This window comes from Paraburkholderia sp. RL17-383-BIF-A (assembly GCF_046028015.1).
In the GTDB taxonomy this organism is placed as follows: domain Bacteria; phylum Pseudomonadota; class Gammaproteobacteria; order Burkholderiales; family Burkholderiaceae; genus Paraburkholderia.
In genome coordinates, this window is sequence record NZ_JARESR010000034.1 from 34,630 (window position 1) to 51,766 (window position 17,137).

Annotated in this window: 14 protein-coding genes and 1 pseudogene; 4 read left to right on the forward strand and 11 right to left on the reverse strand. The window is 58.2% G+C overall.

Annotated features, from left to right (window positions below):
- Positions 1-54: 54 nt before the first annotated feature.
- From P0D71_RS29375 to P0D71_RS29390, 4 genes are read right to left on the reverse strand one after another with little or no spacing between them, the layout of a single operon-like run.
- A complete protein-coding gene (locus tag P0D71_RS29375) occupies positions 55-1,524 on the reverse strand; it encodes an efflux transporter outer membrane subunit (protein WP_408483252.1) in 1,470 nt (489 codons plus the stop codon).
- Positions 1,464-3,509, reverse strand: coding sequence for an FUSC family protein (locus P0D71_RS29380; RefSeq protein WP_091808486.1), 2,046 nt, complete (start codon positions 3,507-3,509; stop codon positions 1,464-1,466). The genes P0D71_RS29375 and P0D71_RS29380 overlap by 61 nt, the downstream gene beginning before the upstream one ends.
- A 52-nt stretch (positions 3,510-3,561) precedes the next feature.
- A complete protein-coding gene (locus tag P0D71_RS29385) occupies positions 3,562-4,488 on the reverse strand; it encodes an efflux RND transporter periplasmic adaptor subunit (protein WP_218157143.1) in 927 nt (308 codons plus the stop codon).
- A gap of 10 nt (positions 4,489-4,498) precedes the next feature.
- Positions 4,499-4,699 carry a hypothetical protein gene (locus tag P0D71_RS29390; protein WP_091808491.1) on the reverse strand — a complete coding sequence of 67 codons (201 nt, stop codon included), beginning with the start codon at positions 4,697-4,699 and terminating at the stop codon, positions 4,499-4,501.
- 392 nt (positions 4,700-5,091) lie between these two features.
- Here P0D71_RS29390 and P0D71_RS29395 point away from each other — a divergent pair, with 392 nt between their 5' ends.
- Positions 5,092-5,742, forward strand: a complete 651-nt coding sequence (locus P0D71_RS29395; protein WP_091808494.1) for a TetR/AcrR family transcriptional regulator — start codon at positions 5,092-5,094, stop codon at positions 5,740-5,742.
- Positions 5,743-6,423: 681 nt separating this feature from the next.
- Here P0D71_RS29395 and P0D71_RS29400 read toward each other — a convergent pair.
- The 6 genes and pseudogenes from P0D71_RS29400 to P0D71_RS29425 all read right to left on the reverse strand — a co-directional run bounded on the left by P0D71_RS29400 (position 6,424) and on the right by P0D71_RS29425 (position 13,363).
- Positions 6,424-6,648 carry a DUF1016 N-terminal domain-containing protein gene (locus P0D71_RS29400; protein ID WP_408483253.1) on the reverse strand — a complete coding sequence of 75 codons (225 nt, stop codon included), beginning with the start codon at positions 6,646-6,648 and terminating at the stop codon, positions 6,424-6,426.
- A 1,094-nt stretch (positions 6,649-7,742) separates the two neighbouring features.
- Positions 7,743-8,945 (reverse strand): annotated as a pseudogene (locus tag P0D71_RS29405) (YncE family protein).
- 31 nt (positions 8,946-8,976) lie between these two features.
- Positions 8,977-9,510, reverse strand: a complete 534-nt coding sequence (locus tag P0D71_RS29410; protein ID WP_408298718.1) for a GlcG/HbpS family heme-binding protein — start codon at positions 9,508-9,510, stop codon at positions 8,977-8,979.
- 43 nt (positions 9,511-9,553) lie between these two features.
- A complete protein-coding gene (locus P0D71_RS29415; protein ID WP_408298716.1) occupies positions 9,554-11,077 on the reverse strand; it encodes a c-type cytochrome in 1,524 nt (507 codons plus the stop codon).
- Between the two features lies 1 nt (position 11,078).
- Positions 11,079-12,731 carry a GMC family oxidoreductase gene (locus P0D71_RS29420; protein ID WP_408483254.1) on the reverse strand — a complete coding sequence of 551 codons (1,653 nt, stop codon included), beginning with the start codon at positions 12,729-12,731 and terminating at the stop codon, positions 11,079-11,081.
- A 2-nt stretch (positions 12,732-12,733) separates the two neighbouring features.
- Positions 12,734-13,363, reverse strand: a complete 630-nt coding sequence (locus tag P0D71_RS29425) for a sugar dehydrogenase complex small subunit (RefSeq protein ID WP_408483255.1) — start codon at positions 13,361-13,363, stop codon at positions 12,734-12,736.
- Positions 13,364-13,695: 332 nt separating this feature from the next.
- Here P0D71_RS29425 and P0D71_RS29430 point away from each other — a divergent pair, with 332 nt between their 5' ends.
- The 3 genes from P0D71_RS29430 to P0D71_RS29440 are packed head-to-tail and all read left to right on the forward strand — an operon-like array spanning position 13,696 to position 16,074.
- Positions 13,696-14,124, forward strand: a complete 429-nt coding sequence (locus P0D71_RS29430; protein ID WP_091808658.1) for a MarR family winged helix-turn-helix transcriptional regulator — start codon at positions 13,696-13,698, stop codon at positions 14,122-14,124.
- Positions 14,125-14,175: 51 nt separating this feature from the next.
- Positions 14,176-15,432 carry a M20 family metallopeptidase gene (locus P0D71_RS29435; RefSeq protein ID WP_091808655.1) on the forward strand — a complete coding sequence of 419 codons (1,257 nt, stop codon included), beginning with the start codon at positions 14,176-14,178 and terminating at the stop codon, positions 15,430-15,432.
- 6 nt (positions 15,433-15,438) lie between these two features.
- Positions 15,439-16,074 carry a trimeric intracellular cation channel family protein gene (locus tag P0D71_RS29440; RefSeq protein ID WP_091808653.1) on the forward strand — a complete coding sequence of 212 codons (636 nt, stop codon included), beginning with the start codon at positions 15,439-15,441 and terminating at the stop codon, positions 16,072-16,074.
- A 79-nt stretch (positions 16,075-16,153) separates the two neighbouring features.
- On the opposite strand, the gene P0D71_RS29445 is transcribed toward P0D71_RS29440, so the two are convergent.
- The gene (locus P0D71_RS29445) at positions 16,154-17,107 is read right to left on the reverse strand and encodes a LysR family transcriptional regulator (protein WP_408298706.1); all 954 of its coding nucleotides are present in this window, start codon (positions 17,105-17,107) and stop codon (positions 16,154-16,156) included.
- Between the last annotated feature and the right edge of the window lie 30 nt (positions 17,108-17,137).

Here is a 17,137-nt window from a genome sequence, read left to right on the forward strand (position 1 = left end):
CCATCGAATGGCGCCACCCGATTCACCCGCGGAGCCTGTTCAGAAGAAAAGATATCATTCCGACAATCCGCCTCCGAGCGCCTTATACAGACTGATCTCTGTAGTTAATTGCAGCATGTGATCGCTCAGAAGTTGCTGCTGTGAGGACAGCAACTCACGCTGAGCATCGAGTACTGTGAGATAGGTGGAAATGCCCTGGCGAAAACGTTCGTTCGCAAGGGCGAAGTACTCCTTGTTGTTTTGCACCAGATCGCGCTGCGCCTGAAGCTGGTCGACATAGGTAGAGCGTGCGGCGAGTCCATCCGCGACTTCCCGGAAGGCGACCTGAATGCTTTTCTCGTATTGCACAATCGCAATATCTTTCTGGATCTTCGAGTAATCAAGACTGGCCTTGAGGCTGCCGCCGTTGAAAATCGGCACGTTGATCTGAGGTGCGAATGTCCAGATACCCTGGCCCGGCGTGAACAGATCCTTGAGCCCGGCGCTCGTTGTGCCGGCCGAGGCTGTCAACGTGATGCTTGGAAAGAATGCCGCACGCGCGGCACCGATATTCGCGTTGGCCGAGAGAAGCTGATGTTCAGCAGCCTGGATGTCCGGGCGACGCAACAGAACGTCCGAAGACAGTCCCACGGGAAGGTTGTAGATCACCGTATTGTCGAGCGGATCTTCCTTAGGCAAATCGTTCGGTAAAGGCGCGCCGACTAGCAACTCAAGGGCATTGATATCCTGCGCGACCTGACGCATATCAGCAGCCTGCTGGGTGCGCGCACGGTCAACCGCCACACGAGCCTGCCGCACCGCCAACGCTGATGCAATACCTTTTCGCTCATTGTGTTCGACCAGGTCCAGACTTTTTTGATTGCTCGCCAGGGTTGCATCCGTCAACTTCGCGAGGTTCTGATCTGTCCGCCAGGTTAAATAGGCATCCGCAACCTCGCTCACCAGGGCGATTCGTTCGCTGCGTTGCGCCTCGTCGCTGGCGAGATAGGTTTCCAGCGCCTGCTTCGAGAGGCTTCGTACCTTGCCGAAGAAGTCGACCTCATAGGAGCTCATTCCCAACGCGACTTCGTACTGGTTCTCCATGCCTGGCAGTCCCGAAGCCGATACGTCAGATGGCAGTCTTTGTATGTTCGCCGATGCGCCCGCGCCGACATTCGGCAGCAATTTCGCGTTCTGGATACGGTGCAGCGCGCGGGACGCGTCGACGTTTAACGCGGCCTTGCGAAGATCGCGATTGTTTTCGAGTGCAACTCCGATCACGCTGCGCAGACCCGGGTCTTTGAAAAATTCTTTCCAGCCGATGTCGGGCGCCATCTTTCCGCTGTTCGCAGACGCGGATGCATACGCGGGACCTGTGGGCCATGTCGGCCTAACTGGCGCAGTAGGACGGTGATACTCGGGTATCAGGCTGCAACCAGATAACACCATGCTGCATGCCAGAATTGAAGCGATATGGCGAGGTTTCATTGCATTGTTTCCTGAAGCGGAAGCGACTTGAATACGCGTCGGATCAAGTAATCGCATTCGCGCAGGTAGTGATCACGCGATATTTTTGTGTCGCTTGTGGAAACGCGGTTCGGCAGAGGAATCGGAGCGACGCCATCTACAAGTCGGTGCTTGTTTTGCCAGCCGTCAAAAAGGTAGTTCCGATAAAGCTCGGTCTTCCACGGCCTCAGTGCGTCCGATCGGGCAGGCATCCCGATGCCTTCCAGGTAGGCATCAACTTTGCTGACCTGCGTCATCAAGAAAATGCATTGCCCAGCTTTATCCACCAATGCCGCCCTGGTGTCGGGCTCCACTTCATGGCTGGCGGCGACCAGCTTGTCGATGACCAGTCCGACACGGTGCTTCAGCGCATTTGCAGCGCCGTTGCCGTGGCGATTCGTCAGGATGACATTGCGTAGATCCGCTTCAAATAGCGAAGCGGCGGATGCCCCCTCTTTAAACAACGGCCGCCGTGGCAGCAAGACGTAAAGGAGCGCCAGAATCGCGGAACCGATGCCGACCGACAACGAGCGTTCGATAGCGAATGGCACATTCAAGGCCAACGCAGGCGTGTTCAAAGGAAGCACGAGAATCATGTACGACAGGCAGAAGCCGAGACTATAGGGGAACGACATGAGACTGGACAGACCCATCAATCCGAAGAACAACACACTGCCTGCCGTCAGGATCAACAGCTCAATCGCGCTCGGCGCCTGAGCCAGCAAAATGAACACTGCCAGACCTACAGGAATGCCTATGGCCGTCCCAATGACGATCTTCTTCAGAATGATTTCGGGGTGAGGCAACTTACCGAGCATGATGCTGAAGACGACGGGCACGACCGCGATTAGAAATCCCTGACCCCATCCGGTCGCGTACCACAGGCCAAAGACAATCACGAACAGCAAGGACGATCGTAATCCGGTCGTAACGCTGTTACGGAACTGGAAGTGCCGCTTGATCCTCGTGCCCTCGACGTCGATTTTTTCTGCTCGAAGCAGGCTACCATACAGGTCGGCGAGCGACTTTAGCTGCAGCGCGAGGTTGTGCAACTTCGTGAGCAGCAAGGACCGCCCGGTGAACTCGACGATCTCCCGGTCCTTTGCGATCGAGCCATTCAACTCCCAAATAAACTCCGTGAGCGAATCCATCTCGTGCGGCATCCGGCGCACCCGATCGAGCGGCATCGATGCCGCAGCCTCGGTCAGGCGCTGGAGTTCCGCCGCGACGGCGTGTTGTTCGTCCGGCTGAAGCTGGTGCAAAGCGTACGATTCCGAGACTATTTCGACCGACACACGGTTCATTTCTCGCGCAATTTTTGCCGCCCGCTGTCCCCAATGACCTTCGAGACTGCAGTGGTTCGCCGCGTCCTCGCACTCGACAAGCGTCGAATAAATAGCCGCCTGCTTCGACCGCAGTGCGTCGTCGTCGAGTGCGAAGTCGCTATTCAGGTGAAACAACGCATCGACAAGCTTGCGGCTCGTACCGTACAGCATATCGGTGCTGTACACCGGCCACAGTGCGGCACTGACGAGCGCAGCCCAGGCGATCCCTGCGATGATCGCCCCAATACGATCGATGAAGATGACGATGAACTCTTCGCTCGTCGGACCGATAAATCCGGGGATCATCACCATGATGACCACGGTCACTGAGAAGATTGCACAACAGAACGTGAAGTTGCCGTCGCGTGTGTGATAGGACAGGCTCGCGGAGACGAAAATAACCGCCGCTACAAGCAGTGCCAACATGAAAGGACTTTGTGCCGTGAACGCCATCAAGAGTAGTCCCAGCAATCCACCGAGAATAGTGCTGATGCACTGAAACAGACATTTTTTGACGACCTGTGCGTGGTCCGGTGCGAAGAAAGAAATCATTCCGGTGATCATTGCCCACACCGGATGTTCGAAATTCATCAGAAGCGCAATCACGAGCGCGCCCCATACGGAAATGCTGACTTTGATCGCTGTTCTGACGGCGACCTTGTTCGTGAGCAGATAGGCGCTTAGCACTGAGCCTGTCATTGCTTTTCAGCCTGAAAAATTACCAAGGCGTTCATAGCGGCCAATTTCGCCATTAATGGAGAACGGCGCTGACGTCGGTGCTCAAAGCATGCAGAACCGATCGACGGTTGCGTTGCTCGTTTGGCGGAACCACGACTTTGAGGGTTGCCGACATTCCCGAACTCAAATCCACCCCGGCCGGGACGCTATCGATCCTGATGTCGACAGGAATGCGCTGGGCGAGACGAATCCAGGAGAAGGTCGCGGAAACGGACGGCAACATTTCGTTTCCCGGTGTCGTATTCTCGTTGGAGATGCCGCTGTCGATAGCCTCAACGTGGCCGTCGAGTCTGATACTGCCAGCCATCAACCATATTTCCACTTTGTCGCCAAGCCTGATGGCGGGTATCTTGGTCTCTTCGAAATAGCCCGTGACGTAGTAGCTATTGCTTTTAACGAGCGCCAGACGGTCGACGCCACGCGTGACGTAGTCCCCTTTTTCTAGCGCCAGATTGATGATTTTCCCGTCGGCCGGGGCCTTGTATATCGTTCGGGACAGATCGAGTTGCATCGCATCTACTTTCGCTTGCGCCTGCTTGTAGACCGCGAGCTTCGCCAGCATATCGAGGCGCGCGAGGTCGATTTCTTCGCTGCTCACGCCGCCGTCGGTCAGGCTGCCGCGACGTTGATAGACGCTCGCCGCTCGCTGCCAATCCACCTTCGCACTGTCGGCCTGTGCCTGAGCCTGTTCGAGTGCGACCTTGTAACGTGCGTTGTCGACGGTGAACAGCACATCGCCTTCCTTGACCGATTGAGAGTTCTCGGCATTCAGCTGGTCGATCCAGCCCGAGACATCCGGTGCGATGGAAATGACCGTCGCACGAACCCTGCCATCGCGGGTCCACGGCGTGTACATGTACCGATTCCAGATGAAGCTGATTCCAGCGCCGATAGCGGCGATCAATATCAAGGTCGTCAACGCACTTGCTGCTCTTTTCATTGTCCAGCTCTCAAAATGAATGACTTACCATCATCGCCACGATGCCGACCAGCAACAGCACGTACAGAAGGCTTTCGTTCCTGTGCAACGAATAGGGGATGATTCGGTTTACCACCCCCGCAATCAGACTTGTGCCGACGACGGCCGCAAGGATCATCATGAATATCGGGCTAAGCAGAAGACCAAAGACCTCTACCTCGTGAAGTGGCATCGACAACTCCGTTGTTACGTTTCGTGCCGATGACGCTGAGGGCCGGCACACTAGTGATCGGTCTCCGATGCCGGGCTGCCGCATCATGTGACTCCAGATTCGCGCATGGTCTACCGCTGGTCTCGCAAACGCCCACGCGGATTCTGACGAGAACAAACAGTTTTATTTCGGGCAATTCACCGCAAACTAAAACAGTAATGTACCATACGTTACGTTTTGGTGTGGTTTGAAAATGAATCGGTAGCCTTTCGCGTCCATGTCCGGTTTGGATCTCTGGTCCAGGCCGTTCGTGCATAATCGCTGGCTCTGCCAGCTCGTGACGAGGAGGGCTTTGAGGCCCATCTCAACCTCGTGCGTTGCTGGGCGCTTTTTATGAAGGAGGCTAGTTGGTCATGAGGAAGCTGAGCGAGGAAAGTGAACGTCAGGCTCCCACAGTAAAGGGCGAAGCGCGACGCGTCAGGCTTCTTGAAGTGGCCGCCGAAGAATTCCTTACGACCGGATATGCGCAGACGTCGATGAAGACGATCGTAAGCAAGGCAGGAGGATCCGCCGCGACCGCGTATCAGTTGTTCAGCAACAAGGAAGGGTTGCTCGCCGCGGTGCTGCAGCGCGAATTCGAAGGTCTCGAAGCGCAGTTCTTTCCGGAGAGCCTGCTTTCGAAGCCCCCTGCAACAGCTCTGTACGCGATGGCATTGCGCCTGCTCACGTATACGACCCAACCGCGCTCGGTTGACTTTTATCGTCTACTTGTGGCCGAAGGACATCGCGTTCCTGGTATTTCGGAGTATTTTCGAAAGATCGTCTCGGTACAGGTTATCGACCCGCTGGAACGCTACCTTCGTGCTGCCTGCGAGCGTGGTGAGCTTCGAATCGACAATCCGGCGCACGGCGCTCGACTGCTCGGGAATCTGCTCCAGGGAATGTCCAATGAAGCCCGAATAGTCGGCGGTTATCCCGACGGCCTTCCCGCATTAGACAAACAGATCTGCCGATACAGTGTAGATGCGATTTTAGGCCTGTGGACGGTCGACCCCCGGCCCTAGATGATATTTGGTTTCCTGGACACGGGCCTCGTCCGCGAACAACCCGCTATCAAATGACTGTCTTGTCTACCGGGGGCGGACGTCCATTCCCTAGAGTGGACTAGTGCCTTAGGTCGGAGCACGCGTTTGCAGGCAGGCAGCGTGACCCGACATTCGCGGCCACCTGCGTGAGAGCGGCAGCAAAGCGACATGAAGCTGCCACGCGAACAGCGACACCTGAGCGTTGGCTCAGGCCGCCCCTCGTCTTCCAATGCGACTATTCGAACGTCGGTTGTACCTTGAAAGCCGCCCTATATGTCGCGTTGGGTCGACCGGCTGCAGCGGGTCGAGAGTGTGAGGTCACTGATCGAGAAAGCTGTCATTCGGCGGCGACGACAAACCACCGGCCGCAGTCCGCCATATTGCTGACGTAGCAGTCGTCCGGTCCCAGCGGCCGCAAAGGCCGACCAGCGGTCCTCCGAAACTTCGTTAGCGATGCGCAAATCGAGCTCACAGAGTTCGAGGCACTCTTCTCTTTAACGCCTTGGCAACCGTAGCTGCAATAACGGGTGTTAAGTCACCGTGCGCGCCTGCTCGGAATCACGGTCCTGTGGATCGTCAGTGAGGCCGAGAAAGTCCGCAATGTCCGGATCATCCTGCGCATCCCGAGCGAAATCGCACTGTTGTCGAGCGAAGCTTCCCCTAAAATTCGTCACGGCACTGGCGGCTCGCGCAGAGCGCTGTCTTGATCTGCATCGTCAGAACGTGCCGCGGCCAGCCATGCTCATGCGTCTTGCCGGCATACGCGCTTCCTCGCTTCGAATCCTTGACCATATGCAGTAAGGTAGAAAGATGGAACCAAGGCAATTGTGCAGCAGGCTCTGCCCAAATTTGGCCCTCTGGCCACGCCTGCATAAGCGAGCGCATATATTTCAGGTTGCGTTAAGAAAATCCGCGCATGTCGGGAACCTCGATCTTAGGTTCCGGGCAAGTTGGGCAACTATTCCAGCGCCCCGCCCCGTCGCCACCGATGATCGCCGGGTCCTCAGCCAATCTGCCCGACTCCTCGTGCAGTCGCAGCCCAATCCAGCGCAGGGAGGCTTCCCTGCCGGCGCCCCACTGCGCGTTGGCTTAGCTGCCTCAGGACGAGGTTGCAATCCACCGCATTCCTCCGTCCTTGGTCCGTTGATTTTGCTCATGGAATACCAGTTGTCTCGCGACAATGGGGTATCCCGGCTCGGTCGTCCAGACTGTTGACGCTGTCAGCGCAGCGCTACTCGCCGGCTGCGACTTAGGGCGAGGTCCGGCGGCGCGATCGGCCTTGAACGCAGGCGCATGGGTGGCGCAGGCGCCCAGCGACGAAGTGGACGCGGCGACGCCCTTCCTAGCATCGATGACTTTGCCCGTAACCCAAGGTCCTGTCACTCATCAAACTTAGGTCACCGCTCCAACGCAGAATCGGATGTCGCCTCGACGGCAGGTGCAAAATCAGGGGAACTTCTGCGGCAATCGGTCCGCTGCCCTGCAGGCAACTCGTGTCTCTCAAGCAGTCACTTTAAGACCGCTTTTGCCCGCTGCGAAGGACTCGCTGCAGTGAGGCAGCATGAGGGGCGTTCAGAATAGTTTCTATGAACAGCAGCGCCGACACCGGTCGGACTCGGTAAAGTTAATGTCGATCGGAAATAGTGAAAGAAGCTTGGCGCGACGGCGACCTATTTCGCGCGACAACAATTAGTTGCGCATCATGCCGACGGGCAAACTAATCGGACCGGGCGACGACTCGGACGTGAGACACGAGGCTAATTAATTGCGTGCACATTTGGTGTGAGTCGCTACATCGCGTCTCGGCGGAAGCGGTTCCTGCATCGCGTACGGGGAATTCTTGCGTGTCAAGGGATGGTTGTTCCTAATCTGCTTAATACGCACAAGAACGGCGTCACGCTCATAGCGTTTGCACGAGCGGATCGCGCACCGTGTAGCTCTTTTTGATGGTTCCAACCAGTCACGCATCAGCACCGTATTCAGCGCGGTGCAGTTCGAATCGACGACGGCCCACCGGTCAGCGCAATCCGCGGGCCAACTTCATGCAAGCGTCCGCCATCCACGGCGAAAAAGGCGAGTTGCTTCTCGACGTTGAACTGCACGATCAAGTACTTACTGTCCGCAGTGAACGCGATGCCCTGTGCTGCTTCTCCGCCAGCCGCTTCGGAAACCTTCACCGCCTGTCCGTCGCGAATCGCGAACAACAGTACCTTCCCGCGCGGCTGACGACCTGGATTGTCTGGCGTCAGATTCGAGCCATTCATTGCCTAGACGCCAATCCATTTGCCATCTGGCGAAATGGCAACGCCTTCAGGCAACGACGGCACGGTGATGTGTTGAACCGCGCGGAACGGCTCATGCGCCGTGTCGATAAGTGTGATTGCATCGGCATCGCCCGTGAGCGTGCCCGCGTAAGACGGCAACCCGGCGAGACCAACATCACTCACGACAGCCCACTTACCATCGCTCGACACGTCGATCGTGTACGGAGCCACGCCGCTCGACAAACGCAAACCGCTATCTGAAACCCGAGCATCGGCAACGTTGAGCACAGCGACGCCCTGCTCATCGCGCATGGCCACCAAAGCGCGCCGCCCATCATGAGTGAAACTCACGCCCGCCAGGCGTTTGTGTCCAACAGTCAGACGCCCGGCGAGCGTCACATTTCCATCGTCAATTCGAAGCTCCACAACACTGCCGTCGACACACGTAACAAGTGCAAGCCGACCCGCGTGGTCGATCGCAATCCCTTGAGGATGACTCCCTATCTCGATCCGGCTCACGACAGGCACCGGCGCGTGCAAATCGACTACTTGCACAAATGAATCCATTTGCAGCTTGCTCGTTGCATGATCGTAGCGAGTCGGTGCGCCGACCAGCGCGATGGCGCCGTCTGGTGTAATTGCAACTGCTTGCGGCGGACCCTGAATGCCATTCTCGACCTCCACCTGCGCCTTTATCTGGGGCGGGAAATGGCTCGCATCGAGAAGCGTCAACGTGTCAGGGCCGTGAGTGTCGGGATATGTATCGCGCCCCTCGACCCGCTGATACTTTCCGTCGTTACCCGACACGATCCAGTCGGCCCCTTCGGACGCAGATGCGAACGTCGATGAGGTAACGGCGATGGTCAGCGTAATTACCGCCTGCGCACAGAGGGTGAATTTAGAAATAGATAATTGCATGTCGATGTCTCGGTAATGACGTCTCGTGAAACTATTTTGCCGATGCGGCTACCGCTATGGCTCCCGCGCCGGCCTGGGCAATTATGGAGTCCTGGACGCCGGCGCCACCGCTGGCGCCCACCGCTCCCTCCAGTTTGCCGTCAATCACGATCGGAATCCCGCCCTCGCCCGCCAAAATGCCAGGAATGCTCAGCACAGCCGCCGAGCCGTTATTTACCGCTTCTTGCATCGCCTTCGTCGGCCGACGAAATTGCGCGGACGCGCGCGCCTTCGCCTCCGCAATCGCGAGCGACGCCAGTTGGGTGTTGTCCATCCTGTCACACGACAGCAGATTGCCGGCGCTGTCGACTACAGCAACCGCATATTGCCAGTTACGTCGATGTGCTTCTGTCTCGGCGGCATCGATAACCTTGCGGGCCTGCGTCAATGACAGAGGAGGACCATAAGGCACGTCAAACGGTAACTTCTCCGGCACGTTCGGGGTATCAACTGACTGGGCTTGCGTCGCACCGGCAACACTCAAGGCCACCAACGCGAGAAGAGACGAAACAGCAACTTTGAACATAGATGAACCCTCATTCACACATAACGCGCCACGCGATGGTCTTTTATCCGTTGCTCCGGCCGTCAGCGACCTCGGACTGATGCGCACGCCACTTCCAGAACGCAAACGTGCCGAACAGCAACACGAGTCCGCACAGACCCGCCACCGGCAAAATGTACGGCTGAATCCACGCGAGCAATGGCAACTGGCCGCCCTGGCGCGCAACTGCGACATCGGCTGAAGTCACGGGAGCTTTCGGATTGCCGAAGTGCTGCAATACGTAGTTCGAGATCGCGGCAATCTGATCGTCGGTTAGAGGCTGTACGTACGACTCTTCGCCAAAGTTCGGCATAAGCACGTGCCTGTCACCCACTTTGCGATCCACACCATGAAGGATGGTCGCGACCAGATTCGATGAATTCGTGCCGCCCGTCGCTGTATTATGAAATAGCGACGGATAGCTTTGATCGGCGCTGCCCGAACCGTCCGCGCGATGACAGCTTGCGCAATAGCCACTGAACAACGCAGCGCCGGAGGACGGCGGAACGATACTGTTCTCACTCGACATGCCGCGCAGCGACGCTTCATCGCTACCATGGCCGTCGTACGCGAATGCCGGCTTGCTTTCGCCCGGCGTGCGGATCGGTGCCGTGCTGCGCAGGTAGACTGCGATCGATTTCAGATCGTCGTCCGACAGGAACTGCAAACTGTTTTGCACCGCTTCGGCCATGCCGCCGGCCGCTTGGTTCTTGCCGTCGACGTGGCCGGCTTTCAGATACGTGACGAGTTCGTCGTCGGACCATGCACCGATACCGCTGACCGGATCCGATGTGATGTTCGGTGCGTACCAGGGCCCAAGTTGTGCGCCGCTGAATCCCTGGTCGATATCTTCGGCCATCATGAAGTTACGCGGCGTGTGACACGCGCTGCAATGCGCGAGTACGTTCGTCAGGTACGCACCGCGATTCCACTCGACGCTACGATGCGGATCGACCGTGAAGCGCTGATTCTTCAGAAACAGCATGTTCCACACGATCATCGACTGACGGATGCTGAACGGAAGCGGCAATGCCGTTTGCGGTGGAACGTCGTCGACCGGCTCCACACCCTTCATGAAATACGTATAAAGCGCGTGCACGTCCTTATCCGTCATACCGACATATGAGGTGTACGGCATCGCCGGATAGAGATGCGCGCCGTCGGCGCGAACGCCTTCGCGCAACGCGCGCGCGAACTGCGCCTCGGTGTAATTGCCTATTCCCGCTCTTTTCGAGGGCGTGATGTTGGTCGAGTAGATCGTACCCATCGGCGACACGATGCCGTAGCCGCCTGCAAACGGTTTGCCTTTGTCCGCGACCGTGTGACATGCCATGCAGTCGGACGCAATCGCAAGAAGATGACCTTGATGGATCAACGCGGTTTCCGTATCTGGCGCGGCTGCACCCGTAACCGAGTTCGCGACGCTTTGCGCAAACGCGGCTGCTGCACCAAGCGCACTCACGCCGAGCGCGATGATCGCTACCCACGCGCGGCGACGCCTCTTGGCCGCGTCCACCGAGCGGCGCGCATTGAAGAATCGATCGATCATGTCAGCCTCGCCGCAAGGTTCTTTCGATCGAATCGGCTGATTTGATAGCGAGCGCGGCCATCGACAGTGTGGTATTCACCACCGAAGCTGACGCCATCGCACCGCCGCCGGGCAACCAGAGGTTCACGTGATCGTGCGCGCGGCAATCGCCATCGACGACCGAGTCTTTCGCGCTCGCCCCCATGATCGTGCCGCCCATGATGTGGTTATTCGCGTTCAGGCTCTTCGTGATATTGAACTCGAGCGCCCCGAACAACTGGCCAATATGCTCGAGTTGCGCGTGCGCAGCGGTCGCGCCGTCGCGCACATAATCGCCGACGTCGTAGTAGATATCGGGGCACGCAAGACCATGCGGATCGCGGCGCGTTTTGCTCAACGTGAGACGGTTTTGAGGGTCGGGCAACGGCTCAAGGCTGATCGACAGATCGACGCCAAAAATCGCGCGGCGGCGAATCTCGTCGTCCAGTTCCTTGCCGACGAGACCGAGTTGCAATGCCTGCTCCGTGGCCGGAGCGACGCGCGAGATATTGTTCAGGATCATCTTGTTTGACGAATACTTCGAGCGGAACGCACCGTCGCGCGGACCGACGATGCAACTGCTCTGTGCGGGTCCGCGGCCCAGCCACAACGGCTCGTTGGCAAGGAACGTGCAGTGAAAACCGGAGTGGTCCATCATGTTGCGGCCGACCTGGTCCGAGCTGTTTGCAATGCCGTTGGGATTGCGCGCATTAGCGGCGAGCAGCAACAGACGTGGCGTCTCGATGCCATTGCACGCGAGTACGAAGGCACGCCCCTTCGCCGCATGCGACTGGCGATTCGCATCGTAGAAATGAACCGCGGTGATGTTGTTCTGGTCGTCAGTATCGATCTTGTAGACCACCGATTCCGCCATCACTTTTGCGCCCTTCTTTTCGGCGCTCTGAATCGTGTGAATACCGTTGTACATTGCGCCGATCGGACAGATCGGCTGACAGTTGTTGTTGCCGCAGCAGGTCGGCCTGCCATTCCACGGTCGCGTGCTACGTCCTTGCGGAATTGGGATCGAGCGATAGCCGTGCGCATTGACGATTTCGGCAAAACGCGTGTCGCCGTAAGCCCAGGGGACCATGTCCATTGGATACGGACGGCTGCGCTCGGACGGCGATTGCCGTTCGGGATCGTTCGGACCGGCAACGCCGAGCGCTTCCTCCGCGCGGCAATAGTATGGTTCGAGATCGTCGTACGAGATCGGCCAGTCACGACCCACGCCGTATGTCGATTGCATCTTGAAGTCCACCGGCAGATGGCGCCAGCACGACGCTGCCCAGTGCCACGTCGTGCCCCCCACCGTGCGCAGATAGCCCTGCTTGAAACTACCCGCGCTTGGGCCACTCAATGCGACGTAATCGTTCGGCGGAAAGTACAGCGGCGCGGGCGCAGCTTTCGCCTGCGGATACAGACCCTGAAAGTCAGAACCGACGCGATTCGGGAATGGCATGTTTCGCCAGTTCTCGACAGCGGTTGCGCGGTCGATCCGCAGTCCTGCTTCAAGAATCACGACAGAGTGGCCTTGTCCGGCGAGTTGATCGGCGATCAACGCGCCGACCACGCCTGAGCCGACGATAACGACGTCCGCGACGACATCGCCGCTGGAGGAGATTGTGGGCGATACCATGTTCAAGCCTGTTTTTGCGTGGTGGGCGCAGGCGCGGCGCTACGCGCTCTGGCGGCTTCGGCGGGCGTCGAAACGCCGGCGGCGGGCGGCTGCCTTTCCCACCAAAGAGGTCCGTTTGCGCAGTAAGTCGGCGCGCTCAGACCGTCGGCGACGGTCGCGTACATCAGCGAATCCGCGTACGCGACCATCTTCGAATGCTGGTCGCGCGTGACGGTGCCGGTGTACCAGCCGGCGACGATCGTAGTCGCGATGTCGTGCAGCCCGGCACCACTGGCGGCGGCAAGTAGTTGTTGCGGGCTCTGCCCTGAATGCATCTGATCCGCGAGCGCCGCTGCTTGCGCGGCAAAAACACTATCGCTAGCGCACAGCGTCGCGAACAAACGCGCACCGAAAGTCGCGTTCATCGACGCGTGGCCGGTCAGCGCTTTCGATAATTGCACGAAGGCTGTTGCGTCGAGCAACGGCGCGCTCGTCGCACGCTTGGCCGCCGATACCCGCGCCCCCTGCGCAAACACCGCTGTAGGGGAAAGAAACGCGAGCTGCGTCGCAGCCGCGAGTGTCTTGAGCGCATGACGTCGGGACAGATTTGGCGCGCCCGGATCGCATTCCGAACTGATTTTTTCTCTGAGCATTCGAGGTTGCTGGAACGGTCAACGGGCGTGTCACTACATCCGGCGCGGACAAATCCAATTGGACCGGCCCAAGCATTGGGTAAGTTGAAATTCACGTTCAGGTTTGATTGCGCCATTGGCGAAATTCTGCTGAATACTATCTTTGAACCGGTTCCAAACGAAAATTAATTTGTGGAAACTCGATTGCAATACTTGCAACAATCGCGCGTGACTACATCTGGTCGCGTTCAACGGCGTCCGTTGCACCGGTGGACGAACAATCCGTGTATAGCAAACTAGTTGAATATTTCAACTAGTTTGCTATACTTTGCTTATCCGCCATGGAGTTTCCTGTGTATTCCGATTTTCTGAATTTCAAGCTGGACATGACCAGTGCTCTACTCATGGAGCACGCTAACGCTGTATATCTCCAGCATTGGAATCTGGATGTGCGCGGATTGCGGGTGTTGCGCCTGATCCACGCCTGCCCTGACATCACCCCCAAGGAAGTTTCATCCCGCGCGTTGCTGGAAAAAACACTGCTGTCCAAGACACTATCGCTGCTGGAGTCTCGCAAACTCATCTCCCGCAACCCCCACCCTGTCGATCGGCGCAGCGTCGGCTTGCGCACTACGGCCATGGGCGCCCAGGTCGCAGATGATTCCTCGGCCGTGGGTGCAGAACTTGAAGATCGGCTCGTGTCGGCGCTTTCGCTTAAGGAACGCAAGGCACTTGATGGTCTGCTATCCAAGCTGATGGACAGCCTGCTACCGCCTGCTTGACGCAGCCGTTTTCCCATCACTTTGCCGCCTTTGTATTTGAAGGAATACCCGATGTCGTCCTTAAAAAAGTTAATCCCCGAGCTTGATGCCCTGTTGCCTGAATTGGAGGAGGTATACAAAGATCTCCACCGTAACCCCGAGCTATCGATGTGCGAGTTCCGCACAGCGAAGATTGCCGCCGACTATCTGGAGCGTTATGGCTACGATGTTACGCAAGAGATAGGCGTGACTGGCGTTGTCGGAGTGCTGCGCAACGGCGAAGGCCCGGTGGTAATGCTGCGTGCCGACATGGACGCGCTGCCCATGGCTGAAGCCACTGGCCTGCCCTACGCCAGCGATGTGGTTAGCCGCGATGAAGACGGCGTGGAAGTTCCTGTGTGCCATTCCTGCGGGCATGACATGCATGTCACGTGGTTAATGGGCGTGGCGCGGGTATTGGCAGAGAACCTCGACACCTGGCACGGCACGCTTCTAGCCGTGTTCCAGCCAGGCGAAGAAGTGGGCAAGGGGGCGCAGAGCATGCTCGACGACGGTATGCTCCAACGCTTTCCCAAGCCCGACATCGTTCTTGGTCAGCATGTGATGGTCGGGCCGGCTGGCACCGTCGGTCATCGCAGCGGCACCATTCTGTCGGCCGGTGACAGCCTGAAAATCAAGTTGTTCGGCCGCGGCGCGCACGGCTCACAGCCGCAAACCTCGGTAGATCCGGTCATCATGGCGGCATCGACAGTACTGCGCCTACAGACCATCGTATCGCGAGAAATCTCCCCGCAGGATCGGGCCGTCCTTACCGTTGGCTCGTTACAGGCTGGCACCAAGGAAAACATCATCCCCGACAATGCCACGCTGAAGCTGAACGTGCGCACCTACGACGAGGACGTACGCGACTATATGCTGGGCGCCATCAAGCGAATCTGCTGCGCCGAATGCTCGGCGTCCAATGCACCACGCGACCCCGAGTTCACGACGATCAACCGCTACCCGCTGACGGTCAACGATGCACAGGCCTCCGCCACTCTGGCCGGAGCTTTCGGTGCCTGGTTTGGCGACCGCGCCTATGAAACGGCGCCGGCAGCCGCTAGCGAGGATTTCAGTGTGTTTGGCCGCGCATGGCAAGTGCCATACGTGTTTTGGTTCGTGGGCTGTACCGATCCGCAAGTGTACGAACAGGCCAAGGCCGCGCGACAAATAAATACTATCCCAAGCAACCATTCACCCCAGTTCGCGCCTTTGCTGCACCCAACCTTGCGCACCGGACTTGAAGCGATGCTGTGCGCGGCCTTCGCCTGGTTCGGGAACGCCGAATAGCCTGCGATGGACAGCCATCTGATCTATACGGTACTCGACCTGTTGGGCACGTTTGCATTTGGCGTAAGCGGCGCAGTCGCGGCACGTCAGCAGCGGCTGGATCTGTTCGGCATTGCGACCATTACCTTCATCGTCGCGTGCGGCGGTGGGATTTTGAGGGACGTGTGCCTTGGCGCATTTCCGCCGGTAGGCCTGTCGAGCTGGCGGTATCTGGCCGTGTCGCTGGTCGCTGCCGCCTGGGTAGTGTGCTCTTACCCAACGGTGTGTCGAATGAAATCGCCCGTACAGCTTTTCGATTCCATCGGCCTTGGACTGTTTGCAGTTGCGGGAGCGAAAAAGGCTTTGGCCGCCCATGCCGGCGCGGAAGTCGCGATAGTTCTGGGAACGGTCAGCGCCGTGGGCGGCGGAGTGCTCAGAGATATATTGCTGTCACGCGTGCCAAGCATCCTGCAGCGGGAAATTTACGCCTCCGCCGCGCTGGCAGGCGCCAGCGTCGAGGTTCTTCTCAGCTACACCGGCGCAAGCTCGGTGTGGACCCCGTGGGCAACAGCCGTCGCATGTACTGTGCTGCGGCTCGTATCGCTGCACTTTGGCTGGCGACTGCCTTCCAGTCGGGATGACGGCAGCAAGCAACTGCTCTAAACCCTGTCTGTCTTCCCGGTTAGCCGACCTCGCGGCATTTTGGGTATCGCAATTAAACACCTGTGACGCCACCACCGTGCTATTCACGCCCCTTCGGTGGCTTGATGCGGGGAATTGCGCCAGCGCGTCGGAACGTAGCTCCCATGTTGCCGCTGCTCTCACGAATCATGTCGATCAACGCCCTCGCGATAGATGTCGCGAGGGCCAGGTCACGGCAGATCAAGCCAATCGTCATGTTGGGCAACGGTTCTGATATCTGCACTCGGCGCAGTTTTGAGTTGTATTCGGGCATGTGGAAAGGTAATGCACTCCACATGCTAATGAGATCCGTCGTCGTCGCCATTTCCACGTACAGCGTTGTCGACGTGCAGCGCAGCACGCTAGACGGTGGCTCAACACCGTTGGCGCTGAAGAGCGACCCTACCAGGCTTGTTGCATCGTCGAAGCCATCCCAACTGAGCCATGCCGACTGGGCCAGCTCACGCAGGGACTTCTTTCCGCGCAGTGGGTGATCCACACGAACCGCTAAAGCGGTCGGAATGGTATAAAGCTCCTCCCAATGGAACCGTGGTTCGACTGGTTGCCCGATACGGGAAACCAATCCCAAATCGATCGAACCGTCCGCCAGCCCCTCTTGTAGCTGTAGCGGCCGGAGTTCACGCACGTTGACGCTGACATGCGGGTGCATCCGCATGAATCGTTTAAGCGCCTCGGCAAACGGTCCAGTTGCGGTTGCTGGTGTGACGCCTACCGTCACATTGCCACGAGCAATTCCTAGCAGATTGTCGATGTCCTCTTTCGCGTGCTGCATCTCCAGTTCGATGGCGCGCGCGTGCCGGACCAGACTCTGCCCATACGAAGTCAGTTGCACGCCATTGTTGAACCGCAAAAGCAACGGCGCCCCGAGTTCAGTTTCCAGATCGGAAAGTGCCTTGCTAATCGCCGGCTGGGTAATGTGAAGCACCCGGGACGCCTCGCGAATGCTGCCCTTCTCTGCCACCACGATCAACGAGCGAAGCTGGTGAAGTTTCATTAGAAGTATCCGTTGCCGTGTCGTAGGAGG